Raw genomic sequence first — 25,343 nt, forward strand, 5'->3', positions numbered from 1 at the left:
CGGAAACTACCCAAAGGATGTTCTGTGAGTGGTGATGAAAAAGTAGGTTTAATGGAGGCTCGCTCGGCTCTCCAGGCGGAGTGTTTGAGAGTTTTTCCTGTTGTTCGGAAGCAAGTAGACGCGCACCGCAATACATTTATTTGGCAAATGGACAAGGGGTTAGAAAACAGCGTATTCGGCACTCCGGTTGACCAGGCTCACAATGCAAATTTAACCACTGATCAAGTTAGGCGGATTGCCCGAGAGAATGGCAAGATATACAGCCAAGCGTGCATGGCAATCACACCAAAAGTCCTGGCTCTCTCCTCAAGCATTGAGAGCCTTTCTTATGGCACGCTTTCTCTTCATGAAGAGCTCAACTGCTTTCGCTCTATCGTTGAGAGACTTGCAGTCCTGGAAGCATCTCTCAGAAAGATTGCGCACAAGACCAGCCTACCGGAAATAAAATCATTTGGTGACTTGCTTGAGGTGCGAGAGTCTATTTGGCCGTTAATTGGAACAAGGTTCAGCTGGTCGGATCTTCAGGTCGTCGATTTTCCGGAAATGCCTTCGAAGACAGATTACCTTCATGATGCCGCCGAAACTCGGGTGGATCTTTCAGCGAGAAATATCCTCAATCAGATCGATAGACTTCAGAAAGAGGAAAGTTACAAGGGGATACGTCCATTCTATAATTTCTGCTGCGAGTTTGTTCACCCAAATATCGGTGACAACTTGGCGACCACCAGGAAAAAACGCATAGTAAGAACGCAGGGCGGTCAACTTGCCTACATGACGGAATACAATGAAAACCCATTGGTAACATCAAGCGACGACAGCGACTTCTTCATCCTGTTCTCAAAGGCTTACGCCTTCGGAACAATGCTGGCACGAGAGGCTGAAAGGGTAACGCTGCAATATGGGATTCTATTGAACAAGATAGAACGCGTTAACCAAAAATGCGCACACAAGGTGGTGAAAAGACAAAAAAATGTTTTCTCGAGGGATGACTTTTGCCCGTGCGGCTCAGGGAGAAGTATACGCGTATGTGCGTTCCGATGAGAATGATACTGAGAAAACAAGCCCAGAATTGGACGTGCCATGCAGGAAGGGCGGGTTGCCTTACTTAGACCTTGCGCCCCATTCACCTTGCCATGTTGGCAAACTTCGCATCGCTGACCGGAACGCGGCAAGACGCCTGGTGTCGAGAGCGGCCCTAACCGAACCTTGAGCCGCATCCAAAATGTTGCGTGGAAGCAATCTTTTGACGACGTTCATTATTTGCGTTCCGTTACGGTGCGCTTTGAATGGGTCATGTCGGTTACCAGAAGAAATTCCATTCAACACGAGCCAAAATCTTTTTCTCTGGCGCTGAGAGCTGGTGCCCGGCTTGGCCGTTACAGATTGGGAAGGCGCCATGCATTCTTAGGAAATCGCTCAAGAAGAAACTTTCGACGTCAAATAGGTTGTCATTGCCGTAGTTGCGTAAAACTTCTGATGAGTAGGTGGTGAACTTCACTCTGTGGGTATTGGCGTAATTCGAAATCCCCAAATTACCCGACTGCCCTGTGAGGTGCCCCCGCAAGCGCATCGCAATACTATTCTGCTTTGACTCGCTCATCCCAATATAGATCAAGCGCGAGGGTCGAAACGGGTAGGCAATGCGCAGTTCGGTTAGAAAGATGAAGTAGATGCCCGCCACGCCCTGAACGAACTTGACCTCTTGCTCACGAAAATTGTAGGTTCGTGTGAAAATTATATTCATATACAAATCCTTAATGGAGCCGTTGATTGATGGCTATCGAGAAAATTCAGTCCGCCAGCGAGGTGCTGGCAGCCTTCATGGGCGAACAGGCGCAAGATGAGAGCCTTGACCAAGCCACCATTGCGGTCATTGCTGGCCTGCGCGGCGACGACAAGCTCACCCGCACCAACCTCCTGCGCAAGCTCGACGAGGCTCGCAAGGCGGCACTCAAAGAAGGTGGCAGGCAACGCGAAAGCAGATCATGACCAAGCTGCGCAAGCTCTCCGTCTCGGGGTTTCGCGGGGCGCGCTTCGCGCTGCCGCTCGATTTCACCAACAAGAGCAGAAGCCTTGCCATCTTTGGAGAGAATGCCGCCGGGAAGAGCACCATCACCGACGCGCTGGAGTGGTTTCTGACCGACCGTGTCGGCCATCTCTGGCGTGAAGACTGCAAACAGGAGGCCCTGCGCCACGTCCTGATCGCGGAAGGCGATGACATCACGGTTGCGGTAGAATTTGTTGGAGATAGCCTCGCAGGCGAAAAACGCCTCTCTTCCGCTCTGAAGACAAGCACTGACTTGGCCAACGACAACACTCGTCGCGTTGTCGAAGGGCTTCAGGACGACCGTATCATTCTTCGTCATGCCGATATTGTCGCCTTCCTTGACCAGCAAAAAGGCGCAAAGCGCAAGGCCATCGCCGATATCATCGGCTATGAAGAGATAAACAAATTCCGGGATGCGATCCAGGGCACGCTCAATGCGCTCAAACGCGAGTCAACCTACACCGGAGCAAAGTCACATTCTGTTACTCTGGAAGGCGACATGGTCCGTGGCGTCGGCCAGATCGTGCCGGATCGGCAAGCATTCCTGACCATTGCTCAAAACATTGCCGCGCCTTTCAAAATCGGCACTGAAATTACGGATCAGGCCACCTTCGCAGAAGCCGTGAAAGAGTTGAACGCCCTCGGCAACAGTGAAGAAAAGATCAAGAAAGCGCAGCGCCTGGATCAACTCGTCAAAGCGTGCAGCGCCTTGGCCGCCGAGATCACCACCTTCGCCCCAGACACCGAAGCTTTCGTCACCAGCTACAATGCACTCGCCAAGGAGAGCGAGAGCGTAAACCAGCTCCGGCTGAGTGACTTTCTGGGCAAAGGGAGCGCCGTCATTGAATCCGAGGACTATGTCGATGATGCCTGTCCATTCTGCTTGAGCGCTTACGAGCTTGGCCTCTTGCGGGGCGAAGTTGCCAAACGCATCGAAGACATGAGCGAAATTCAGGAGCGCCTCGAAAACGCCAAGGCTCAGAAGGACTCGGTGCTACAGGCTATCCTCTCCATTGGAATCCAGGCCAAGGCTATCGGTGAGACATACAACGACCTCACAGGCTTCGATGATCTGATGGCCGAAACCACGACGGCGCGGAAGCTCTTGCGAGCGGCACATCAAGGCATCACGGCTGCCTACGAAGGCCTTTCTGTCTACGGAGCTCCCGATGGCTTCGAAGATGGCATTGCACGTCTCCAACATTGCTGTGAAACTGCTGCGGCCAAAGCTGAAGAAGAGGCGGGCAAACTCGGACTTAGCGAGCAGGAACAGAACGTTGCAACCGCGCTATCGACACTCCGGATGCTGGAGAGCCAAGTCCGCGATTATGAACGTGCACAGCGTGTCATCGATGCCTATGAAGCACAAATACTGACGCTTGATGCGATCTTTGAACGTTTCATTAAGGTCCAGAACGCGGCCCTTCAATCGGTTCTTGATACGATCAGTGCCGATGTCGGGAAATTCTATGCCAAGCTCCACCCCGATGAGAGCGTCGATAACGTTCGACTGACGATGGTGGGCGAGGAAGGGGTCGAGTTTCAGTATGCTTTCCACGGCCACGAGGTTCAGCCGCCCCGGAAATATTTGAGCGAAAGCCATCTGAATTCTCTGGGTGTGGTGCTATTCCTCGCCAATGCCCGCATCTTCAATAAGCAAGCGAAATTTCTGGTGCTCGATGACATTGTCACCAGCTTCGACACTTCCCACCGGCGCCGGTTGCTGCGCCTGCTGCGGGACGAATTTTCTGACTGGCAGATTATCATTCTGACCCACGAGAATGTCTGGTTCGAAATCATCAAGAAGGAGATGGCCCAGCACGGCTGGAAATTTCATGAAGTTTGTGCGGACGGCCCAAACGGCATTGTGTTAGACGACTCCCCGGCCAACCTCAAAGAGATCATCGCGCAGAAGAAGGGGAAGGATGATGTTACCAATGATCTGCGTAAACTACTGGAGTTAGTGCTCAAAGAGATCTGCGCCTCATTGGAGGTCAAAGTAGCCTTTCGTTTCAATGAGTGGAATGAAAAGCGCATGGCCGACGAGCTAATTGGCCAGCTTCGATCTACGCTCGGCGACAAGTCTCCCGATCTCAAAAAGCATGCTGTATTTTCTGATCTGGCCGGGTCCGCGCTCGTAGCCAATCTCGTGTCGCACGACAACAAGGACAAGATAGTTGGCGAAGATATCGATGTGCTCTTGGAGGACATTGAGAAGCTTACCGAACTCTTCACGTGTGCCGAATGCGATCGCTACATTTCGGCGAAGATTGAAGTCCCCGGCGAGAAAACTATTTCCTGCAAGTGCGGAAAAACGCGAATACCTTGGAAGTAGGATCGGGCCCGACCTTTAGCGAAAGAAAATTTGGGTGGTATTCAACCGACGACTGAAGGCGTTTCTAAACCTTTTCGGGCCACGACGATGATCGTCCAACCTGCTCACCGTCCGACTGCAACACCCATGTCTTTGAGCCTTGATTGCCTCGTTGAGTGCAAGCGCAACGAACGACCGCTTCCCGCCCTTCGAGCTGCAGATGGCAGGCCATGCTTCGGCCTGAAACATATCAACGAGTGCACGTGAAGGTGATTCTGGCCTTGTTCAATTGACCTTGCTTCGCGTGGCTGGCTTAAGGTCGGTGCTCCGCGCCAATGCTACCTGCCAGCCCCGAGGAGGCCCTTCATGCCGAGCCCCAGTCGCCTGCTTACGCTCGTGCTTAGGCATGAGCCGGAAAAAATCGGTATCCAGCTCGATGCTGCCGGTTGGACGGATGTTCCGCTTCTGCTGCGTGCCATGAAGCGGCAGGGGCAGGCTATCTCATTGGCGGAACTTGAAGCGATCGTCGGTGAGGACAACAAGAGCCGTTTCACGCTGTCGGATGACAAAAAACGTATTCGCGCGGCGCAAGGGCATTCGGTTCCAGTTGATCTTGGTTTGTCGCCACAGCTGCCTCCGCCCGTTCTCTATCACGGCACCGCCAGGCACTATCTCGATCCAATTTTCGTGGAAGGCTTGGTTCCCGGAGGACGGCAGCTCGTTCATCTGAGTTCCGACGTTGAGACTGCGACACGCGTTGGCGGCCGCCACGGCAAGGCCGTGGTCTTGTCTGTGGATTGTGAGGCCATGGTGACTGAGGGTCACGAGTTCTTGGTTGCCGACAACGGTGTCTGGCTGACAGCCTCTGTGCCAGCCAAGTTTCTGGGCTTTGTGCCGATTTCAGAGTAATCTCGGCAGCGCTTTCACGCTGCTTCGGCTTGGTCCATCTGACGCTCCAACGCTTGTCGTGCCAAGCCGACGACGTAAGCAAGGTCTTCCATCTTGTTCAGCCGGACCTCCGAGTTGCCGTTGCCCCACCGGCCAACGCCCGTCACGTCTTCAACCATTCCTTGCGGATCGTTGATGTCGTAGGGCTCGATATTGAGCGAGATGCGCAGGCCTTTCGCTTGGGGCACGACATCCGCAAAGTTTGTTTCGGCCTTAAAGGCGACATAGAGCTTTAGGAATTCGCGGGAAACACAGGGATCGAGGGCAAGGAGCCGCTGCTCAAAAGCGTCGAACAGTTCTCTGCTGTGGCCCCCTGATAGGTGGTGATGATCTTGGATCGTGTATCCCGTCGTCGGCACATCCTTCGCCACGTTCATGGCATCGAGTTCGGCATCCGTTAGCACTGGTGCTGCCCAGACTTTTGTCGCTTCCTTTGCCAGCTTTGCGGCGCGCGCCTGAATGGCTTCCTCGTTCCATGCCTCAGTCGCGCCAAGGCCGTCATTCACGCGGAGCGGGCTGTGCTTGAAGCCATTCTCCATGTCGCGCTTCTTGCGGAACGGGTGGTTTCTGTATTCGGGATTATAGCCGGTAAGGGTCAGGTTGCCGAGAGTGTGCAGCCAGCGCTCCTGGACCTGTTCAGCCTCAGGACCAAGCTCAGCCTGCCACTCGGCGGAAAGGTTAGGGTCTTGGGGCAGGATATGTTCGATCGTGTAATCATCCACATGCACGCGCTCTTTGCGGCCATGATTTTCAAAGCGGCGAAGCCAGTAGCTGCGTGGCGGGAAGTTGTAGAGGTCCCGGGTCTTCAGTTCTTGGATAAACTCTTCATCGCGCGGGAAGCGCCGATAAGACTTCATGCCAAAGAAGTAGGTCCGGACACTGCTGAGGTAGTCCGCCTTGTCGATGGAGCGCGCGAAGTTGGCAAAGGTTTTGTTCAGCGAGTTGGTCGGAATGGAGCAGATCGCACGACGGAAAACATATGCCTCCACCATACGCAGCACCTCGTGGAATTCTTCACAAGTCAGGCGCCCGTTATCGAAATCATCGAAGACCTCAAGCAAGAAGGGATAGGCCACGTCGACCTTTAGCTCGCGGATATCTTGGAATGCCTCGGCCAGCTTCGGGTCGGTTTGGTGGCCAAGCGCGATGACACAGTAGAAGCGTGCATAGCTGCGGACCTCCTTGACCAGATCCTCTATCGTGCCGCCTCTGGACTGCACTTGGCGTGCATAAGCTTTGTAGGCCTCATAGACATCTCCCAATCGGGGAATATTGCCTGTGCGGACCGTCAGATAATGGCGCATGAAGCTGTCAAAATGGGCCGTATAGGCGGCCTGGCCGAAATCTTGCTCCATGGGGTGCCAGTAATGCTCGTAGAGCCTTGTCTGGTAGTCCGGCTCAAGCCCCATGAGAATGAAGTTCCGGATAAGGTCTGCCTGACTGAGCTCGCGCCCGGTCGAGTTCATACTTTCGAAGATGAGCTGGGGATTATCATGTTCGCGGCTCAGCGCGATATCCACCATGATCAGCTTGCCGAGCCCCTTGCAGATCGTCTCGACGACAGCCTCTCCTGCCGCCAGGCGGTTCTTGAACGCGTCATAGTTTTCGACGATGCGGTCGGATTTTGGTGCGGGGTAATCATGCTGACCGACGATGGCTTTCAAGGTGTCACGGTCGGTGCGGGTCAGCAACAGCTTGTAAAACTCATCACCACTGCGTCGGTGGTTGGTCAGGAGTGTCTCTCGGATTTCGTCAGCCGAGAAGCCCTCTACAGGCTCGCCATCACCCACAGTGTCGGCGAGGGCCGCCAGTAGCAATGTGATGGTGGTCAGGCGCTGCTGACCATCGATGACCAGGTTTGGAGCGCGCTTCGTGTTGTTAGACAGCCCATCTTCAATGTAGACGATGGAGCCGATGAAGTGCACATCGATACCGTCTTCCGATCCAGCTCGATAAACATCATCCCACAGCTGGGTGCATTCTTTCTCGGTCCAGGAATAGGTTCTTTGATAGATCGGAATGACAAATCTTGGGGCGGCTCTAAGGAACTGGAGGAGGCCGGCTTCGGTCGCTTTCACAGGGGCACCTAATTCAAAAATGTAATCTGAGATCGAGCGCAGCCTAAAGGGTTCGTCGCCCCGAAACGATCATTGTCCATGAGCGAGGGGATAACAATTCGAATGTGTGCCGTGAGGGAACAGGGCCTGTAGGGTGATACGACATTAGAGCGTGCCCGCGGGCTTCGGGTAAGCAGTCGCGCCGGTTCTTATCGGTGAGCCTACTGTTTCTGCTTGAGGTTTTGCCGCTACTGACAAAGGTTTTCTCGTAGGAGAGGCAGGCAGATGGTCGGCGGAATGAGCGAAGCGATAAACGATCGAGCAAAGTTGATGATGCACCGCCTGATCGCACGGCAAATCAGGATGCGGCCTGAGCTGTTGAAGCGAGCGCGCATACGGATGGGAGAGCCGTCGCAGCGTGAACTATCGGCTGCCGAGGAGTGGCGTCAAATTTTGAGGCGGGACGCAGACATCGTCGCGAGGCTTCTGTGCGAGCGCTCTGAGCGGATGTATCGTCTGCGTCTTTCATCACCCTTCATCGGTGTCATCGATTTTTCGGATCCGAATGTGCGGCGACGGATCCACCGCCTGTGTAGGGATCGCCTGGTTAAACAAAATCATAGGTAACGTTTCTTGGCCGGGGCTCATTTTACTTCAAGTTGGGCGTCAGGGCAGGGCGTGCAGATGGCTGGAGTGTAAATAGGATCATTCTTGGCACCGCCAAAATGTTCCGGTTTCGCTGACCGTCATAGGACGGCAGGCATGCGTCCGGAAGATGCCTGCAGGAACATCATTTGTGAGGTGCGCACGTTCGGTTCTAAAGAGCTGCCTTCTGCTTCCGAGAAAGTGCGACCTGTCTCTGGTATTTCTCGACCAGTTTCTGGTTTTTCTCGACCGGTTTCTGGTTTTTCTCGACCTTCCTCTGGTATTTCTCGACCTTCCTCTGGTTTTTCTCGACCTATCGCCCGGTAAAACTTTGAAATTAAAGGCCGAAATGCCCCTCTGAATCTTAGAATCAAGAGAATCTATATGAAAGGGGCGGAATGGCCACCTGCGATGTATGCCGCAGCCTCGGCGTAAGTTCTTGATTGACCCGTTTGGGCCACCGGCGAAACGTCCCTATTTCAATTCGGAGGCGGGCAACAGATGAAGAGCGCGGGAGTATCCCGATCAGGAAAATTATAAAGATGCAGGTCGGAGCTGTCTTGCTTTTGAGAGGTGAACTCCGTCGTTCTGGGAAACGCGGCTCGGAAGTCCGCACTGATGACGACGTGCCTTCGTCGCTGTCGCACATTCTACGGTCCAGCTCCCAAGCGTCACCCGAAATGGCTTGAAGGTTTGGCGCTGTCGCAATTCCAATTCCTCACTGATGCGCGTAGGTTTGGACTGACACAACCTTGGGAAGGCCAAGATGCCTGTTTTCAAAGTTCAAACGGAAGGCCTTGGCGACGAGGAAGCGGCTGCTCTGGTTGCTGACATTGAAGCGTTGAACGCGGCCTTTGTAGACGACGCGAGACGAGACCTGGCTTCCATCGCGTTGCGCTTGGTTGCCGATATCGTCCGGGGGCAAAGCGGCGAAGACGCCAAACCGATGACATTGACGGCTGAAGAACGGGAGAATCTTGCGGGCTTCGGGGTCACGCAGCTTGAACCGATGACGGCAGCGGAGAAGCTTGCGTCATCGCCTGTGCAGGACGGTCTGAAATCACGCGCTGAGATGCTCGCGACTGCGGTGCCGCTTGAGGAGGCAGCGGAGCACATGGGGTGTTCTGTCGAGGCCGTTCAGCAGCGCATTGCCCGAGGCACGCTTGTCACTGTCGAGCGACCGACGGACGGCGTAGTGACGGTGCCGGTATTCCAGCTCGCGCAAGACGGAGAACTGCCGCACTGGGAGCGCCTCATGGAATACGTGAGGGGAAAGCCATCTGCCTTGACTGTGCATCGCATGATGACCCTGCCTCAGGATGAAACTGATGGCATGCCTCCGCGCGATTGGTTGATTGCAGGCGGCGCGCCAGGGCCTGTTGCGGTCCTGATGGCAGGGCTCTGACATCGCACGCGCGGCGCGTTTTCGCATCGTTTGCAAAAGGGCAGTGTGGTTGGCAATTCAGCATATGCGGTCTGGTGGCCCCAAGGCTTGTTCAAGCGTCTGACCGAACTCTTCAAGCGAGCCCCAACACGGCCGAGAAAGACAGACAGGCAGCGATAGAGCGGCCTCGCTCGGCGCATTTGGCGGCTCGCGGACCATGGCAACTGCTTTCGACGTAAGCTGCCCGAGCGATCTTGCGCCCCCGCGGTATCCACGCCTTTCCGACAAATGCCAGCAAGACCAATCTCTGAGAGATGGATACACTCGCAGATATCATCACTCGAGGAAACGCCGCAGCTTTGTCCGGCGCGCCCTTCGTAAACAACTGGCCGCAAGCGCGCGGCGCCATCTATATGATCGGTTGCGCTGGCGGTGGCCTTGACCAGGTGCGCTTGACTGAATTCGAAGAGCGGTTTCCGCAAGACTTCGAGGAGCTGGCTATGACGATAAAGATGGCTCTTCCAAGCAAAGAGACCTACGAACTGGCCCATCTTCAAGTGACGCGCGTCCTATTAGGTCTGGGGCTCATAGACGGTCCTTGGGAACAGCTTCGAGTATTGATCCGCCGGGCAGGCCGAGATCATGATATCGAGAACGCGCTGTATGCGCTGCGGCGGGCGGCTCTCGATGCAGGCCTTGCACCGTCGGATATCCAAACGGACTGGGTCTGGTCTCTCGACGCCGAGTTGGCGGGGGGGCTGGCGCGGCAATCCTTGCGCCGCGCTGCGACAGTGTTCAACGAGCTATTCGATATCCCGGACGTTCTGGAAGCGGGCGTGCTGCCGGCAGAGCGGATCGGGGCGCCACCGACCTACGACCGTCAGGGCCGACCGCTGTGTCCGCTTCCGCCGACGCTGTCCGGCTACCTCTCCGGTAAGGAGACCTCGAAGACGGGGCTGCCCCAAGTATGGCAGGCGATTTTCGTTTCGGGCGCCGTTGAACTTCCCGCTGATCCCTCGGCAGACGATCTTCTTGAACCTCAAACGTGGGACCGGATCGCGGCGCTCCCGCAATCGACGACCGGGGTAGGGGCGGCGAGCTGGGCACAATACCTCCTTCGCACAAAACGCGTGCTCCTGCCTTATGCCACAACCGCGCTTCCGGAGCGCTTGCCTGATCGTTTGGAGGCAATGCTCACGCGTCGAACTGATCGGAGCGCCCTTTGCGCTTTGTGGGGGGCTATGCGCGCGCAGGGCGTGACCGACGCCGGGCCGGAAGACCTGCTTAGCTCCGCGATTTGGGAGGGCCTGTGGGCGAACGTGCCGGAAGCGACAAAACCAGCGACATGGCGGCAATACAAGTCGCGGGCGAAGAAGGTCCTGAACGAGCATTGCCGTCAAACCCAAGGCGACAGCCTTCCATAGTGCGTCACTCGACGACATGGCCTGTTTTCCTATCGAGTGACAAAATTCGGCCCCATCTCCTCTCCGAATTCAGGAGATGCGGGTCATGCCAACAACACTATCAACGGAACGGAGAGCTGAACTGGACGGAGCGCTGGCAAGCGGCTGCCAGCTGACTTCTGCGCAATTGGCTTATCATATCGGTGTTGATCGCAAGAACGCGCCCAAAATCGCCAAGTCATTCGGTCTCGAGCCCGAGGGGCGGCATTACCCTTGGCGTCGCATCTGGCGGTGCCTTCACAATACAGAAGGCGCTCTTCTGCCCGCGCATTTGGTGGGGTTGAAGGACAGGTATCCTGGATCAGTGCTTTTGGCTGGTGTTGAGGATCTGGAAGTCGCGCTGCGCGTTCCGCTGATGTCCTTCGCGAGGATGTCCGAGGCTCTCGGTCGAAGATCCGACACCTTGAGCAAGGCCCTGCGTGAAGGGCGTGAAACTCTCCCTTTTCCATTGATCACGCTTGGGCCGCGCACGCGGGTCTTTCGCAAGCTCGAAGTCCGGCTATGGGCCGAGGAAGAGATCCGGCTCGATCTACCAAAGGCCCTCGGCTGGACCACTCCGGCACCGGAGCAGGTCGAAGGCGGGGTCGAAGAGACGGAAGGTTCGTCGTTCCTCGATGAGGACCCACTTTCGGCTGATCCTGCCAAAAAAGCCATTTTCGGACAGTTCGCCGGGCCCAAACAGAAGCCTGCGACATAGCCGGAAAAAGGTCGAACTCCCCCTTCTTTCCGGCACAGGGAAACGAGTCAGAGAATGACCTTTCCTGCGACATTACCGGAAATCAGCGACTTTAACGGAACTTACGCAGAGAGAAGACCAAGTGACTTTCCCATTTATGCTACCAACGACGACTGAGCCGAAACGCCCATCAGAGGTCCGCAATATGCAGGACGTCTGGGATTACTTTGCTTGCCAAGCGCCGGATCCGGCGAAGGCAAAAAAAGATGTCCCGGAAGGGTGGCGCCTGCAATATCTGACGAAGCTGAAGAGTCACTGTGGGGGGGGCCCTCTGGCAATGATCTTCGCGCATGGCGATATGCTGGCCGAGTTCGACGGGGCCTTTCCTAAGGTGCGGAAAGGCGTGCATCCGCGCCCGGACCTGCCGCAGAATTTGGAAACCTACAAGAAGTGGCGGCGGCAATGTCGCAAAGCCATCGAGATTGCCACGGGTGCTGCCAGCGAGAAAGCGGAGCTGCGGGCGCGGCAGGACGGCTGGGCTGATCTCCTTGTGGCGATCAAACTGCACACTACGGATGGGGGCATCGTGCATCATGCCGCGGCCAGCCCCGTCGTGACCCTCGCCGATGTAGGGCGACGTGCGGGAGTCTTGCCGCATGAATTGGCTGAGGAGGGCATCCTGGATCGCCTCGAAGCGTCCTTTGGGACAGCCCACGACCTTAAGGCGGCTCGCAAAGCCCAGAGCTTTTTACGGGACTTCGCTTGTATCCCTGAGATCGGCGCCGTGCTGCCAAATTCACCTGTGGAAGTTTTTCCCATCCGCCGGTCGCACGCAGCGATCCCTGCGCATATTGAGATCTACTTGGCGCAACTCGTTAAGCGCGCAGGTGGAGCAAAGGACGAGGTTTCAGGTGGCGACAGCGATGATGTTGGTCCTACAACAAAGCAACGCTGGTTTGCGGCCCTGCGTCATCACATCCGAACTTTGCCGCATTGTCCGGAAGAGCGGGACCTCGGCTACACAAAGCCCATTTCCAATCTCGAAACGATTGACGATCTGGCCGGGTTGTTTGCGCGAGAGCATCTCTACGCCACATTGCGGCGAACAAAGGAAATGGAGCACCTACCAGGACACATCTGCCATGCCTCTGCCTATCAATATTACACCGACATCCTTCGGATTCTCTGGTCGAATAATCCCGAAACTGATGACTTCGGGGAGCAGATCGAGCAGGATGCGCCGCAGCTGATCGACGCACGAACACATCGCGCGATCAAGAATTGCCGTATCATGACGCAGGGGCGCGAACTCGCCAATGGCATGACCAAGAAGAACCAGGAATGGTGCCAGGCGCTTGTGCAAGACAAAGCGAAACGCGTGCGATTTCGTCGATTGCATTTGAAGATGATGGCGATGGCAGAAGCCATTTTTGATGCTGCCGCTGCGGAGGGCCGAACGCTTACAGCGACGGAGATCAATCGGGTTCGACAACTTGGCACCTCTGCCGCCGCCTGCGCGATCGAGGTTGCCGGTCGGCCTATTCGCCTCGGCAATGTTCTCGGTTTGAGACTTTACGGCTCGCGACAGAACCTGTCGACCAAGGATCCGAACTACAGCTTCACGCTGTATGCGGATGAGACAAAGTCGGGCAAAGACGAACCAAAGACACCGCTTGTCGCCGCGCTCGGTGGCCCGAAGGTGATGGCATGGTATTTGAAGAAGATCCGGCCGCTTTTCCCGCACCACGAAACGAACATCTACTTGTTTCCAGCAATTATGACGGCCGGGAAGAGGCTTTGTGACAAGACATTTGATGCTTGGTTTCAGCGCGCGGCATCGGCCGCAGACCTGCCAATGACGTTTCACCAGTGGCGGCACGGCTACGCCTCGCTGCTTCTCAGCGCCAACTGGAATAATCTGCCGCTCGCTGCGGAGATGCTGGGCAATACACCAGGAGTCTGCGCGAAGAACTACGCGTGGATCGATAAAGAGCGCTTGATCCTCAAAGGGCAGGCGGAAACTCTCGCCGGACTGGAGGCCGACCTATGACGCGTCGTGCCGCTTTGTTGAAAAGACCGCATATGCAGGTCTTGCTCGACCATCCTGAAATCGAGGCCCTCTCCGACACGGAAATCCGCGTCCTGGAGGGGTTCATGCGGTTCTGCGCCGAACATCGGTTGGCTGATCCGAATGGAGGTGACGTAAGGGCCTGGTGCCGTCTGGATAATGTCGCCTCAGATAGCCTCCCAGAACTCGCTGCAGCGCTGCGGCGCCTTGGGGTCGGCAGTGACCTCCTGAACGATCTCGAGATCGCCCACAGCGCGCAGGATCGTAAAGCACGGTTTCGAGGGGTTCCGAAGGGCGCGACGCGCACCTTCAAACGCGTGGTTTCGGTTCCGCTCGCTGACCTACCTGACGACTGGCAGAGAACGCTGCGACGCCTGCGATTTGGAGAGGCCTACGCCCCCTCGATCATGACGCGGATGGAATCTCGCCTTGGCATGTTCGTCTGGTCCGCGAAGCGTGCCGGATGTCCCGTAGACCTTGCGGACACGGTAGCTCTTCGGGCTCTCTACAGTGATCTGCGAGACCGATCGATCACTCGGCAGCGCGAGAGCGCCAGAAAGAGGGGCCTCAAAGACGACGTCGACACCCCTCGATGGGCCTACCTGCGCTCGACCTGGGAAGAGCTGCGACGCTTTGCGTGCGCCCATGGAATGCCGGATGAGCTCTGGGACAAGCTTACGGTAACTTATTCCGTGCTCGTCACAAAAGAGGGTCGGCAAGCCGCCGAGAAGTTTGCAAAAGCGGAAGCTGCTGGGACCCGAACCGAATTGCTCAAAAACGCTGAAGCCATGTTGGTGTTGGCTGGGAATATTGATTGCCCGCACATACGTCATGCGATGCGCAACCGCGCGGCTGCAATTGCCTTGGGCTGTGGTATCCCCGCGCGCTCAGCTGATGTGCTCGTGCATCACCGGTTCGGGGTGGGGATCAGTTACGAACCCCACCGGAACGCTTACAGGTTTCGCTATACGGCAAATAAGACCGCAGGCAGCACCGGCGTCCGAATCGATGTTCCGCTGTTGCCGTGGTGGAACAAGTTCATCGACGCGCTCATCCTGCAAGACGACGATCCGCGTTACCTGGGTTCTTTGCGTGCGATGCTCATTGCGCAGCAACGTCCGCTTTATGTGCACTACGATGGCACGCCGGCGACCTACGCATGGTATAGCCGCATGTGGTCGATCGTCACGGGAACTGGCGGGCATATCGCGCGCACGCTGATCTACGACGACGCCATCGAGCAGGGCGCTGAGGGTATCCAGTATGCTCGGCTGCTGAATGGGCACGCTCCGACGAGTCCGATCGTCCAATCCTATGAGAGCGAGCGCTTGAGGCGGGAGCGGGTTTTGCAGGCGCAAAGCGCTATGGCTGTCTTGTTCGGTGACGATGAAGAAGACCTCGCGGACTGGGATTAGTGGACCGTCATTCACCACTTCATCTGTCGTGCGGGGGGCATACGGACCTTTCTTCGGGGGCAGCACCCATATATCTCGCCCTCAAACTGGCACCCGCACGACGAGGAGGGCGGGAAGCCGACTTTCGCTGCATGTGGGAGCAACAACGATCTCAAACCAATAAGCGGATACTCTACGAGCCAAATGCTCTTGGGAATCTCGCATATCGGAGTGTGGGTTCACCAGTGTCGCACCGGACTATGTGATCCTCACGATGTGTCCGGTCCTCAGCCGTTTTGTGCGAAAAGGCCCTTCGGCTTGGTCATTCTTCGGGTTGGTCGTCATCGAGCCAAGCGTCTTCCGGTTCAAAGACATCGACTTCGCCCAATTCAATTTCGTGCTTCGGATCATCAATTTCACTGTCCAGATAGATGATCTCCTGATCATCCGTCCCAATGCCGTATATGTCGACAGTGATTGTTGCGCGAACCCTCATGCCCTCATCAACTTCGATGCACCGCCCGCCCATGCTAACGGACTCTTTGTCGATGCCGTCCCAAACAGAGAAATCGAGTTCGACCATAACTCTAACGACCAATCCCAAAGGCATGCTCAGGACAAGTCGAGCCGCCTGATCTTCCTCACGATCCTCGAAATCGATAACATTGATTTCATCCTCTGGTGGCCAATCAATGCTCTGTAGTTCGCCTGCCCACGTGAAGACTTCTGCCTCACCAAACGACGGATAAGCGGAAGCTGAAAATTCAAGATTTTCTACGCGCAGCGCAAGGTTTGAAAATACCTCATCTGAACCGTCCCCCTCTTCTACCAGCCAAGTGTGAACCGCCATCTTGAGGACGGGCGGCGCGTTTCGTATCAGCGCCAACGCCTTCTCAATTTCTGGCACAATGTAGAGGTTTTCGGACTTTTCGCAGTATGCTCGCCAGTCACCGTCCTTCGACACGACAAGGACTCCAGTGCCGCGTTCCACTGCGGCGCATTCGAGAGCGTTCAATGCAAGAGCGTCTGGAAACTCGTCTTTTTTTCGTCCGGTGCCAAAGGGTGGTTCGCCAGAAAAGTAGGCGTCAAACAACGTCGATGTGTCGACCAGGGAATGATCATCAATGACCTTGCAACCGCTTTCGGCCAAATATTTGTCCCAACGCTCTTTAGCTATCTCACTCGCCGATTTTCCCCCGGTAATCTGATCAAGAATTTCATCTCTAGTAGGTTTCTGGGTATCAAAAGCAAAGAGGGCCTTCCCGACCTCTTTCTTTGCTTTCTGCAAGGCAACTTGCGCTGCATTTTCGAGGTGGTTTTCGACCTCTTTCGCGACAGTGCTCGACAGCATGTAGTCGAAAGAAAGCGGTTTCAGCCGCGCCGTAGCCTGCATTGCCGCCGAGTTCAAGTTGAGCTGTTTCTGATCGAAGATACTCGTGTCGATCGAGATCGCGGTAATTCCGCCATCCGCAAGCAGTTTCTTGAGCTCTTCTTCGTCGGCTATCGGCATTAAAGAATAAACCATCGATTGGGTTGGTGGATTAAATAGTCGAAATCGATTGAATTGTGAAGCTTGGTTTCATGCTGGGTGCAAAGATCGAGCAATCCGCTTTCAGGACGCCGCACTGCGGCGTCCTGAAAGCGATGAACGGCTGCTTTGGGCCGATCTTAACGCTCCAAGGTGTCGCGCGCTTCTGCGACGACCTCTCGCAGGAATTCAGCAACGACCTTTACCCGGCGGGAGGACAGGAGGTCGCTCTGCGTCACCAGCCAAATGCCCTGATCGATGCCGAGATCGGCATCTAAGCAGATCAGCCCGCGTGGTGTCGCAAGGAGATGTGGCAGAACCGCCAGGCCCACGCCAGCAGAACACGCCGCGACCTGGGCTGCCAACGAGGTGGTGAGCCCCGCAGGCGCCCGTCCGCGTAACACGCGCTCGATCCATTGGGCCGCAGGCAGGTGGCTGTGGCTGTCGGCCCAGGCGATTACTTCGTCCTTATCGAGATCTACGGGGCCCGCGCCGCGCCGTTCCAGATAGGCAGGCGCAGCGTAAAGCCCGTATCCAAGCGTCCCCAAACGTTGCAGTGAGACATTGCCGCGATCCGGCTTCACCATGCGCAGCGCGATATCCGCGTCCCGGCGGTGCAAGTTGACCGTGGCGATGTCGGTCAGAACCTCTAGCACCAAGTTTGGATGTGCAAGGCGCAAGCGCGGCAGTGCGGGCAGGATCAGGGCCGTGGCGAGGTTCTCTGCCGTTGCGAGGCGCACGGTGCCGGAGACCTCCTGAGCGCTTGGGAGTGCGGCGCCGAGGGAGCGCGCGACGGCCTCCATCTCTTCGGCGCGCGCGACCAACTCTGACCCGTCGTCGGTCAGCCGATAACCGGTGTGGTGGCGCAGGAAGAGCGGCTGACCGAGGGCCGTTTCGAGCCGCTCAATCCGGCGAGAGACCGTCGCGATCCCGAGAGAAAGCGCCGCCGCCGCCGCGTTCAGCGAGCCGGAGCGTGAGACTGCGAGGAACACCCGCACGTCATCCCAGACCATGTTGCTGTTTTCCATATTTGGAAATCGGGTTGCCAGTAGAGCGCATTCTCGCTCAATTTTGGAAATGCCATTCTCCTGCTAAGTTATCAAGTCAGGAGATCACCATGTTGAAACGCACACTCGGAACCGACCTCCACGTCTCCGCCATTGGCCTCGGCTGCATGGGTATGAGCGAATTCTACGGTCCGCGCGACGATGAGGTCTCGCTGCGCGTGCTGCATGAGGCGGCAGAGCTGGGGATCGACTTCTTCGACACCTCGGACATGTATGGGCCGCATCACAACGAAGAGCTGATCGGGACATTCCTCAAGAGCAGCAAGGCGCCAGTGAAAGTCGCCACCAAGTTCGGCATCGTCCGCGCGCCGGGCGACTACCGCCGCAGTCTCGACAATCGGCCCGATTACGCCCGCGCGGCCTGCGAAGGATCGCTGCGGCGCCTCGGGGTGGAGCAGATCGACCTCTACTATGTGCATCGCGTGGCGGCAGAGCAGCCCATAGAAGAGACGATGGAGGGCCTCGCTGCGCTGATCAGGGAGGGTAAAATCGCGCAGATCGGATTGTGCGAAGTCAGCGCAGAGACCTTGCGTCGCGCCCACGCGGTGCATCCGGTCAGCGCGGTGCAGACGGAGTATTCGCTCTGGACGCGCGAGCCGGAAACCGAGATTCTGCCGACCTGTCGCGCTCTCAGCGTGGGGTTTGTGCCTTACTCGCCGCTCGGGCGAGGCTTTCTGACCGGGCGGTTCCAGGACGGCGCTTTCGAAGAAGGCGACTTCCGCGCCTCGCTGCCCCGTTTCCAGAAAACAGCCCTTCAGGCCAACCGCGGGATCGCTGATCTTATCGCGATGATGGCCGCACGCAAGGGCATCACGCCTGCGCAGCTGGCACTGGCCTGGCTGCTGGCGCAGGGGGACGACATCGTGCCGATCCCGGGCACCAAGCGGTCATCCAACCTGCATGACAACGTGGCAGCCGCCGAAGTGACCCTGTCAGAGGATGAAATGGCCGAGATCGAAACCGGACTGCTGGCGCGGCCCGTCACGGGCGAGCGCTACACGGCCGAAGGCATGAAGGGGGTGAACGTATGACTGACCGTCTGAACGCCGCCTTCGCAGTCCTGAGCGACCTCGAGGAGGGCGCGCCAGAGCGCGTGAAAGCCAATCTCGATGCGTTTCATCCGGATGCGGCAGAGGTTGTCCTCGGGTTTGCCTTTACGGATGTGCTCAGCCGGGACGGCCTCGATCTGCGAACGCGTGAAATGCTCACCGTGGGAATGCTGGCCGCGATTGGCACCGCGCCCGGTCAACTCGAATTTCACATGCGGGCGGCATTGAACACCGGCGTGAGCCGGGAAGAGCTGAGTGAAATCGTCTTGCAAGTAGCGGTCTATGCCGGAGTGCCGGCCTGCATGAATGCCATCAGTGCAGCACGGAAGGCGTTCGAGGCGTAAAGGCAGAGTGGTCATTTGCCGTAGCGAAGGAACTGGCGCGCCTTTCGATTTAAGAAAGATGCGTCAGAGACTGGGCCAGGGCCCGGCATTGCAAGAGCTGCACGACGGCTCCTGCCTATCGTCCCTACGTCCGCGATTTCACGCCATGCCCTCTTCGAGCGAAGCGTTCTCCAGTGCGCTTGGCTCATACTCGGTATAGGTGCGCGAAGCTGAGATTGATGTCGCATCTGCAAGTCATGCCTTGCCCGATCGTCAGCCTATGGCTCAGCTGGCAATGTTGCGCACAGCTGAAGCTGATCGTTCAAGGAAGCTGCGCAGTGGCATCGATCCGCCCTGCCATTGTCTGCAGAGGGCCGGGATGAAATGCGCCGCCGTTTGGCGGCGGCGCAAATCTAATCAGACGCCCAGCCCGAAGTTGTCATCTTAACCCTATTGGGCGGTGCGCAAGGCGTTTGGGAGCGGCCTGTCCGGTGCGGATATTTCTGAGCGGCACCCCAGTCTTGCTGATATGTGCCGATGCCTCTCGCTGTGCAGTTTGGTTGAATAGCACAAGGCGCAGGTCGGACAGGGCTTCTGGAAGGCCATAATGACGCTCAAAAAATCGAGGGTAAGCGCTGAGAAGGGGAATTGGCTGGACGGCTGTTTGTGCGTGGTCATCTCGGTGAGACCACGCTCAATCAGCCGCCTGCCGGCGAAACGGGGAAGAGGAAGGTGTGTATGCCCCGCGGTTTTGCGCGATAGCAGAGACCGACAAAATCGAGCCGGACGCGCTGAAAGACATAAAAACAGAAAGGAAAATAGCCACTTAGAAATGACCCCGCCCGAAGGTTGCCGTTGGCAACTCATCGCGACGCTCAGGGCGCACGTAAGAGCATCGCAAAACCGTCCCGGCCGACCTCCCTGCCGAAGACGGGAATCTTGAACCGCGCAGTTTTCAACGATTGGTCCACTGGCCTTTCGCTGCGCAGGGAGGTTCACTTCATGAATGATATGACAACGCGCCGCTTCGGCGGTTTCGCGCGCGCAGTTCAGGACGCGCATAAATTCATTTGCGCGAATGACGCCAGCCTGTGCTGCATTCTTCGCATCGCTGGGGGAGACTATGGAGAGGATCTTCTCTGTGAAACCCGTCGGATTTTCGAAGAGGAAGACACACCGGATGTGAACCAACTCGGGCGCCTCTTTGCCGCGATGCGGATGATCTTGTCGGAAGCGGGGCACATGCCTGGCGATCAGCTTGCAGCACTTCGCTGGCATGGCGCGCGGGTCTCAGATCTGTCGTCGCGTCTCCCGATCTAACATCAAAACGCAGGCCCCTTGGTGGGGCCTGCGTTTATGACGTGTTAGACTGAACGCACCGGAGGTCAGCATCTTGGCGAAGGCGCAGCGTATGAGATGGCATCAGCTCACTACGCGGAGCCCATGTTCGGCTGCACGGCTTCCGATTTCTCTATCATCAGGACCAAAGGGTTTCCTGATCATGGAGATATCAACCTGGACCGATTGCAGGCGATCAAACAAGGTCTGAATACCCAAGCTTTGAGCGTATGACGCTGCCCCTTCGTCCTTGGGCACGTGTCCCATCAAGCGACAGCGCACAGCATCTGACTTGTCATCCGTCAACAGGTCGGTGTGGAATGTTGTGCGGAGTGAGTGGAAATCCAAGCCTGCCCAGTAGCACCCATTCGTCTTGCGGTAGTATCCGAACCGCTTGCTGAAATTGGCCGAGAACGTGCCTTTCTGAACGCCACCCGTAAGGCATGGGAACAGGCGAATATGGCCCTGCTTCTTGCGCAAATTGACAAGCTTTAGCAGGCCGAGTGAGAGGAGCTGCGGGTGCACGGGTAGGTCGCGTTCACTGCTCAGCGTCTTCGTTCCGTTGATGATGGTCCGCTCGATCCGCAAGTATGCAATGCCCTTGTCGAAACCAAAATCGTCCGGGCCAAGTTGAAGGCATTCTTCCATGCGCATGCCCATGTGGCGCGCGATGAGGGGAGCCCAAAACATCGGATCGCCGACGTCTTCAAGCGGCTCCTGGAAGATCGGCGTGTGAAAGAGATCGCAAAGCCTGTCATCCCAAGCGCGCCGTGCATGTGCGCCTTCGGTGCTCTTGAGTTGCTCCACCTCCTCAGTCGTCCAGTTGCAGATGCTGAATGGATCGTGGTCGATAATTTGCAAAGCGAAAAGCGTTTCACCGATCGCGCGAGGAACACGTCCGTGTTTCAGGTATGTATCTACTCGCAGGCGCTTCACGTGCTTGGTTGAGATCAGTTTGTCGATCTCTTCGGCAGATGCCCCACGGTCTTTCGCTGCTGCGATTTCTCGATCTGCTTTTGCCTGCTTGGCATCTGCAACTTCGATCAGTTCGATCATGCTGTATTTTTCGCGCTCGGCTGAGGAGCGGCCGTGGTTCTTCGGCACGCGCCACATTGTTTCGAGCGCGTCATTCACTTCATCGAACGAGATTTCATCAACCGGGACGTCCCCCAACACCCCAAGCCAGAAGTTCAGGGCGAACCGAAATTTTCCCTTATGGTCTTCGTTCAAGCGGTCTTCGACAGGCTTGGATCGTATATCGGGGTCGATGCGCATGCGCTTCTTCGGTGTGTCGAAGGGAGCCACATAGCCGAGGCTAATGAGTTCAAAATGAAGCACAATCGCCTCTCGCAGCGTGATGCCGCGCTTTTTCTCGAGCGCCGCGCGGGTTTCGTCGGTCAAGAGCTTCCGATCAATATAGATCTTCGGCGGCCTGGCGAGGATACGGGCGTCTTGCCACTGCTGCGCGCTGTATCCATCGGGCGCGTCAAGATCGGCGGGAATGACCAGTGGTGTCGACGATAGATCCTCCGTCTGATCTGCCTGACTGTCTTTCGACACAGGGGCTGCGGGTGCTTTCTCGAATGACGGCTCTTCCAACTGGACGCGGTGTGTCAGGGGCTCTGGAGCTGTGGCAATGGGCGCATCGGCGGAAGGCATGACCCGGTTCTGCGCGACGGCGGTCGAAGCGAAAGAAGCGGGTGCCACCGAGCTACCCTGTGGCGAAGTCAAGGTCGCGGGACGGTGGTGAGTAACGTCCGTGGAGATTGCCCGCTGGAATACGGGTGTGGGCTGCTCGTAGAAGCCCTGTTGCCGCTTGTGACGTTCCTTACTGATATCCAGCAGGACCTTTGTCGCCTCATAGGCCAGTCGCGTCCAGTCCTCACAGTCCTCTGCTATGGAGAGGCCCAATTGGCTGGCGACGTGGCGAAGCGGCGCGCGTGCTACTTCTCTGTCGCCAAGGTAAAGAGCCTGGCAGAGCGTAGATTGCAGCACTTCTTCCCGTTGCAGGTCGATGGCGGCCATCTCGGCGCTTCGCGGGGCAGCAATAGCGCGCGCGTGCTCGAACGCTTCGATTTCGAAGCGCGCGAGGTTTTCCAGCATCTGAACCTGTGTCTCGGGCGCAATCGCCATCGTCATCTCCGCATTCGCGGCGAAGAGAAGGTCGCTCATCTCGGTGAGGCGGCGGGCCAGCATCTTCGCGTTGAAAGGGAGATTGGTTCGTAGCGAAAAACACAGGAGCAACTTTGACGATGGGGTCCAGATATCGCTCCCGCCACCACCGATGGCCATCCGGTCAACGCCGTTGAACGCGGAGGGGATCCGGCGTCGCCAATAGTAGCCATTTCGGCGGATCTCGAGGTGAGGGGGGAAGCTCCGACTCCGGGCCATTTTCGGGCCCTCCTGTGCACACGCTGTGCACCGCCGAGTGCACACGTTCGTGCACCTCGTCATCGAGCCTCGTTTGCCAGTATCGAAAAACTCTGCCTTATCAGCAGGTTGTGAGGATAATGGCTCCGGCGGTAGGGATCGAACCTACGACCAATTGATTAACAGTCAACTGCTCTACCGCTGAGCTACGCCGGAACGGTCCCGGGCATATAGCAGTGCCGATTTTCCGCGTCCAGAGGGGAAAGGTGCAAAAGTGCGGGTTTTTTTCTCAGGCCGTCAGAGCAGGTGAAATGTGGCGTCCGCCTGCAGGGCGCCCGTCGGTGCGATGCGCGATTTCTGCGTCAGATCAACGAGATGGGCCAGAACGTTGCGGGTGGCGGCCGGCAGCAGGGCGGCGGGCGTGTCGGCGTAGATACGGGCCGCGAGGGTCGCCGCGTCGGCGGGGCCGTCCCCGAGCGCCTCGAGGATCGCCGCCTCGCGGGACAGGCGGTGACCGGTCAGCCAGTCCAGCCGGGCGGCGGGGTCCGTCACCGGGGCGCCGTGGCCGGGGTAGAAAACGCGCCAGTCCCGTGCCGCCAGCCGGGCGCAGGAGGCCATGAAATCCGTCAGGTCGCCGTCCGGCGGCGAGACCAGCGAGGACGCCCAGCCCATCACGTGATCCGCGGTGAAACAGGCATCGTTCCAGCCGAGGCTGATGTGGTTGCCCAGATGGCCGGGCGTGTGCAGCACCTCGAGCGTCCAGCCTTCGGCCTCTACCATCTCGCCGTCGGTCAGGGTCCGGTCCGGCACGAAGCCGTGGTCGATGCCCTCGCCACCGCCCATCGGGCCACTGCGCGCCAGCCGCTCCATGATGGCGGAGCGCCCGGCAAGGGGGCCGCCGAAACCCAGCACCTGCGCGCCGGTGCGGTCGGCGAGCGGACGGGCGAGGGGCGAGTGATCGAGGTGGCTGTGCGTCACGATGACATGACTGATCCGTTGACCGGCTTTCACGGCGTCGAGGATCGCCTGCAGGTGCGCTTCGTCGGGCGGGCCGGGGTCGATCACCGCCAGGTCGGTGGTGCCGAGGATATAGGTGTTCGTGCCGCGATAGGTCATGGGCGAGGGGTTCGGCGCCACGATCCGGCGCAGCCCCGGCTCCAGCTCGATCGCGTCCCCCACGGGCGGATTGAAATCGTCGGGTGGCAGCATCGGCGGGACCTTTCATTTCGGCTTTCACGCGGGTCTGGCGCTGGCTAAGGTCTAGACATGTTTTTTGTCTGGCTCAAACGCTATGTGCCGCGGGGCATCTACGGGCGCGCGGCGCTGATCCTGCTGTTGCCGGTGGTGATCCTGCAGCTGGTCGTCGTCGTGATCTTTGCCCAGCGTCACTTTGAGGGTGTGACGAACCAGATGTCGGACACCGTGGCGCGCGAACTGGCGCTGGTGCTGGAGGTCGTGGACGATGCCGCCCCTGGCGCGAATGTGGCCGCCACGGTCAATGATCGGCTGGGCCTGCTGGCGATTGCCGCCGAAGCGGTGCCGGAGGCAGCGGTGCCGGGGGCCAACATCTACCACTGGTACGACTACTCGGGCCGGGTGCTCGCGCGGCGGCTCGACCTGCGCCTGCCGGGGTACCGGGCGGTCGACCTCGGCGATGACAATGTCGTGGATCTCTACGTCGATACCGACAGGGGGCCGCTGAGGCTGCGGTTCGACCGGCGGCGCATCTCCGCGTCGAATCCGCACCAGCTTTTCGTCTACACGGTGTTCTTCGGCGTCGTGCTCAGCCTCATCGCGTCGATCTACCTGCGCAACCAGCTGCGCCCGATCAAGCGGCTGGCCCGCGCGGCCGAAGCTTTCGGGCGCGGCCGCCACGAACCCTACAGCCCTTCCGGCGCGGTGGAGATCCGCGCGGCGGGCAACGCCTTTGTCGACATGCGTGCCCGCATCGAACGGCAGATGGAGCAGCGCACTCTGATGCTGTCGGGGGTGAGCCATGACCTGCGCACGCCGCTGACGCGCATGCGACTCGGTCTTTCGATGCTGGACGACGAAGAGGCCGAACCGCTGCTTCAGGACGTGGAGGACATGCAGCGGATGCTGGACGAATTCCTGAACTTCGCCAAGGGCGCGGCAGAGGGCGATCCCGAACCGGTCGATCCGCATGCGCTGATGACTGAGGTCGTCGAGGACGCGCGCCGCGCCGGGCGCAACGTCACCCTGCTGCCGCCCGAGGGCGAGGGCACCGGAACGGTCAAGCTCCGGCGGGTCGCCATGCGCCGGGCGGTGGACAACCTGATATCGAACGCGGTCCGATACGGGGCCAAGGCCGAGGTTTCGGTCATGCTCAGCGACAGGACGCTTCGCATCCGGGTCGAGGACGACGGCCCCGGTATCCCCGAGGCGCGCCGGATCGAGGCCGTCAAACCCTTTACGCGGCTCGATCCCGCGCGCAACCAGGACAAGGGCGGGGGCGTCGGGCTGGGTCTCGCCATCGCCACCGACATCGCACGCGCCCATGGTGGCGTTCTGAGGCTGGGAGAATCGCCGCGCCTGGGCGGATTGCGCGCCGATATCGTGATCGCGCGATAGCGGCTTCTCGCGTCGCGGCGGGGCGCTTCGGGCGAATCTTGGTGAATCGGGTCGGGCCGAAGGTTTCACGGTGCGGAAAC

The 25,343-nt window shown here is 58.0% G+C and carries 19 protein-coding genes and 1 tRNA gene; 13 read left to right on the forward strand and 7 right to left on the reverse strand.

Going from position 1 to position 25,343, the window contains the following annotated elements:
* Window positions 1-24: 24 nt before the first annotated feature.
* Complete coding sequence (locus BOO69_RS23000) at window positions 25-1,041, forward strand: hypothetical protein (RefSeq protein WP_156874882.1); 1,017 nt, start codon at window positions 25-27, stop codon at window positions 1,039-1,041.
* A 259-nt stretch (window positions 1,042-1,300) separates the two neighbouring features.
* Here BOO69_RS23000 and BOO69_RS07310 read toward each other — a convergent pair whose 3' ends face one another.
* The gene (locus BOO69_RS07310; RefSeq protein WP_071971574.1) at window positions 1,301-1,744 is read right to left on the reverse strand and encodes a hypothetical protein; all 444 of its coding nucleotides are present in this window, start codon (window positions 1,742-1,744) and stop codon (window positions 1,301-1,303) included.
* Between the two features lie 29 nt (window positions 1,745-1,773).
* Between BOO69_RS07310 and BOO69_RS07315 the strand changes: the two genes are divergently transcribed.
* The 3 genes from BOO69_RS07315 to BOO69_RS07325 all read left to right on the forward strand — a co-directional run bounded on the left by BOO69_RS07315 (window position 1,774) and on the right by BOO69_RS07325 (window position 5,270).
* Window positions 1,774-1,989, forward strand: coding sequence for a hypothetical protein (locus BOO69_RS07315; RefSeq protein ID WP_071971575.1), 216 nt, complete (start codon window positions 1,774-1,776; stop codon window positions 1,987-1,989).
* Complete coding sequence (locus BOO69_RS07320) at window positions 1,986-4,382, forward strand: ATP-binding protein (RefSeq protein ID WP_071971576.1); 2,397 nt, start codon at window positions 1,986-1,988, stop codon at window positions 4,380-4,382. The genes BOO69_RS07315 and BOO69_RS07320 overlap by 4 nt, the downstream gene beginning before the upstream one ends.
* Window positions 4,383-4,727: 345 nt before the next feature.
* Complete coding sequence (locus tag BOO69_RS07325) at window positions 4,728-5,270, forward strand: RNA 2'-phosphotransferase (protein WP_071971577.1); 543 nt, start codon at window positions 4,728-4,730, stop codon at window positions 5,268-5,270.
* A gap of 14 nt (window positions 5,271-5,284) precedes the next feature.
* Here BOO69_RS07325 and BOO69_RS07330 read toward each other — a convergent pair whose 3' ends face one another.
* Window positions 5,285-7,387: a DUF262 and DUF1524 domain-containing protein gene (locus BOO69_RS07330; protein WP_071971578.1), complete on the reverse strand. Its 2,103-nt coding sequence runs from the start codon at window positions 7,385-7,387 to the stop codon at window positions 5,285-5,287.
* 1,390 nt (window positions 7,388-8,777) lie between these two features.
* Here BOO69_RS07330 and BOO69_RS07345 point away from each other — a divergent pair.
* The 5 genes from BOO69_RS07345 (at window position 8,778) to BOO69_RS07365 (ending at window position 15,017) form a co-directional block, all read left to right on the forward strand.
* Window positions 8,778-9,416 carry a hypothetical protein gene (locus BOO69_RS07345; protein ID WP_071971581.1) on the forward strand — a complete coding sequence of 213 codons (639 nt, stop codon included), beginning with the start codon at window positions 8,778-8,780 and terminating at the stop codon, window positions 9,414-9,416.
* Between the two features lie 293 nt (window positions 9,417-9,709).
* Window positions 9,710-10,819 (forward strand): hypothetical protein, encoded by a 1,110-nt coding sequence (locus BOO69_RS07350; protein WP_071971582.1) that lies wholly within the window; start codon window positions 9,710-9,712, stop codon window positions 10,817-10,819.
* An 85-nt stretch (window positions 10,820-10,904) separates the two neighbouring features.
* Window positions 10,905-11,555: a hypothetical protein gene (locus BOO69_RS23005; RefSeq protein ID WP_156874883.1), complete on the forward strand. Its 651-nt coding sequence runs from the start codon at window positions 10,905-10,907 to the stop codon at window positions 11,553-11,555.
* Between the two features lie 184 nt (window positions 11,556-11,739).
* Window positions 11,740-13,584 carry a site-specific integrase gene (locus BOO69_RS07360; RefSeq protein ID WP_071971584.1) on the forward strand — a complete coding sequence of 615 codons (1,845 nt, stop codon included), beginning with the start codon at window positions 11,740-11,742 and terminating at the stop codon, window positions 13,582-13,584.
* Window positions 13,581-15,017 (forward strand): hypothetical protein, encoded by a 1,437-nt coding sequence (locus BOO69_RS07365; RefSeq protein WP_156874885.1) that lies wholly within the window; start codon window positions 13,581-13,583, stop codon window positions 15,015-15,017. Before BOO69_RS07360 ends, BOO69_RS07365 begins: the two co-directional genes overlap by 4 nt.
* A gap of 301 nt (window positions 15,018-15,318) precedes the next feature.
* On the opposite strand, the gene BOO69_RS07370 is transcribed toward BOO69_RS07365, so the two are convergent.
* On the reverse strand, window positions 15,319-16,506 hold the full coding sequence (locus tag BOO69_RS07370; protein WP_071971586.1) for a PIN domain-containing protein: 1,188 nt from the start codon (window positions 16,504-16,506) through the stop codon (window positions 15,319-15,321).
* A 158-nt stretch (window positions 16,507-16,664) separates the two neighbouring features.
* Window positions 16,665-17,552, reverse strand: a complete 888-nt coding sequence (locus tag BOO69_RS07375) for a LysR family transcriptional regulator (RefSeq protein ID WP_071971587.1) — start codon at window positions 17,550-17,552, stop codon at window positions 16,665-16,667.
* An 89-nt stretch (window positions 17,553-17,641) separates the two neighbouring features.
* On the opposite strand from BOO69_RS07375, the gene BOO69_RS07380 reads away from it, so the two are divergent.
* The 3 genes from BOO69_RS07380 (at window position 17,642) to BOO69_RS07390 (ending at window position 20,283) form a co-directional block, all read left to right on the forward strand.
* A complete protein-coding gene (locus tag BOO69_RS07380; RefSeq protein WP_071971588.1) occupies window positions 17,642-18,622 on the forward strand; it encodes an aldo/keto reductase in 981 nt (326 codons plus the stop codon).
* The gene (locus BOO69_RS07385) at window positions 18,619-18,984 is read left to right on the forward strand and encodes a carboxymuconolactone decarboxylase family protein (protein WP_071971589.1); all 366 of its coding nucleotides are present in this window, start codon (window positions 18,619-18,621) and stop codon (window positions 18,982-18,984) included. Before BOO69_RS07380 ends, BOO69_RS07385 begins: the two co-directional genes overlap by 4 nt.
* A gap of 834 nt (window positions 18,985-19,818) precedes the next feature.
* On the forward strand, window positions 19,819-20,283 hold the full coding sequence (locus BOO69_RS07390; protein WP_216637011.1) for a hypothetical protein: 465 nt from the start codon (window positions 19,819-19,821) through the stop codon (window positions 20,281-20,283).
* 102 nt (window positions 20,284-20,385) lie between these two features.
* Here BOO69_RS07390 and BOO69_RS07395 read toward each other — a convergent pair whose 3' ends face one another.
* From BOO69_RS07395 to BOO69_RS07405, 3 genes are all read right to left on the reverse strand, one after another.
* Window positions 20,386-22,593 (reverse strand): site-specific integrase, encoded by a 2,208-nt coding sequence (locus BOO69_RS07395; RefSeq protein WP_156874887.1) that lies wholly within the window; start codon window positions 22,591-22,593, stop codon window positions 20,386-20,388.
* A 219-nt stretch (window positions 22,594-22,812) separates the two neighbouring features.
* Window positions 22,813-22,887, reverse strand: a tRNA-Asn gene (locus BOO69_RS07400).
* Window positions 22,888-22,968: 81 nt separating this feature from the next.
* Window positions 22,969-23,880 carry an MBL fold metallo-hydrolase gene (locus tag BOO69_RS07405; protein ID WP_071971592.1) on the reverse strand — a complete coding sequence of 304 codons (912 nt, stop codon included), beginning with the start codon at window positions 23,878-23,880 and terminating at the stop codon, window positions 22,969-22,971.
* 57 nt (window positions 23,881-23,937) lie between these two features.
* Here BOO69_RS07405 and BOO69_RS07410 point away from each other — a divergent pair, with 57 nt between their 5' ends.
* The gene (locus BOO69_RS07410; RefSeq protein WP_071971593.1) at window positions 23,938-25,263 is read left to right on the forward strand and encodes an ATP-binding protein; all 1,326 of its coding nucleotides are present in this window, start codon (window positions 23,938-23,940) and stop codon (window positions 25,261-25,263) included.
* Window positions 25,264-25,343 lie beyond the last annotated feature (80 nt).

The sequence above is a fragment of the Sulfitobacter alexandrii genome, assembly GCF_001886735.1.
GTDB lineage: Bacteria > Pseudomonadota > Alphaproteobacteria > Rhodobacterales > Rhodobacteraceae > Sulfitobacter > Sulfitobacter alexandrii.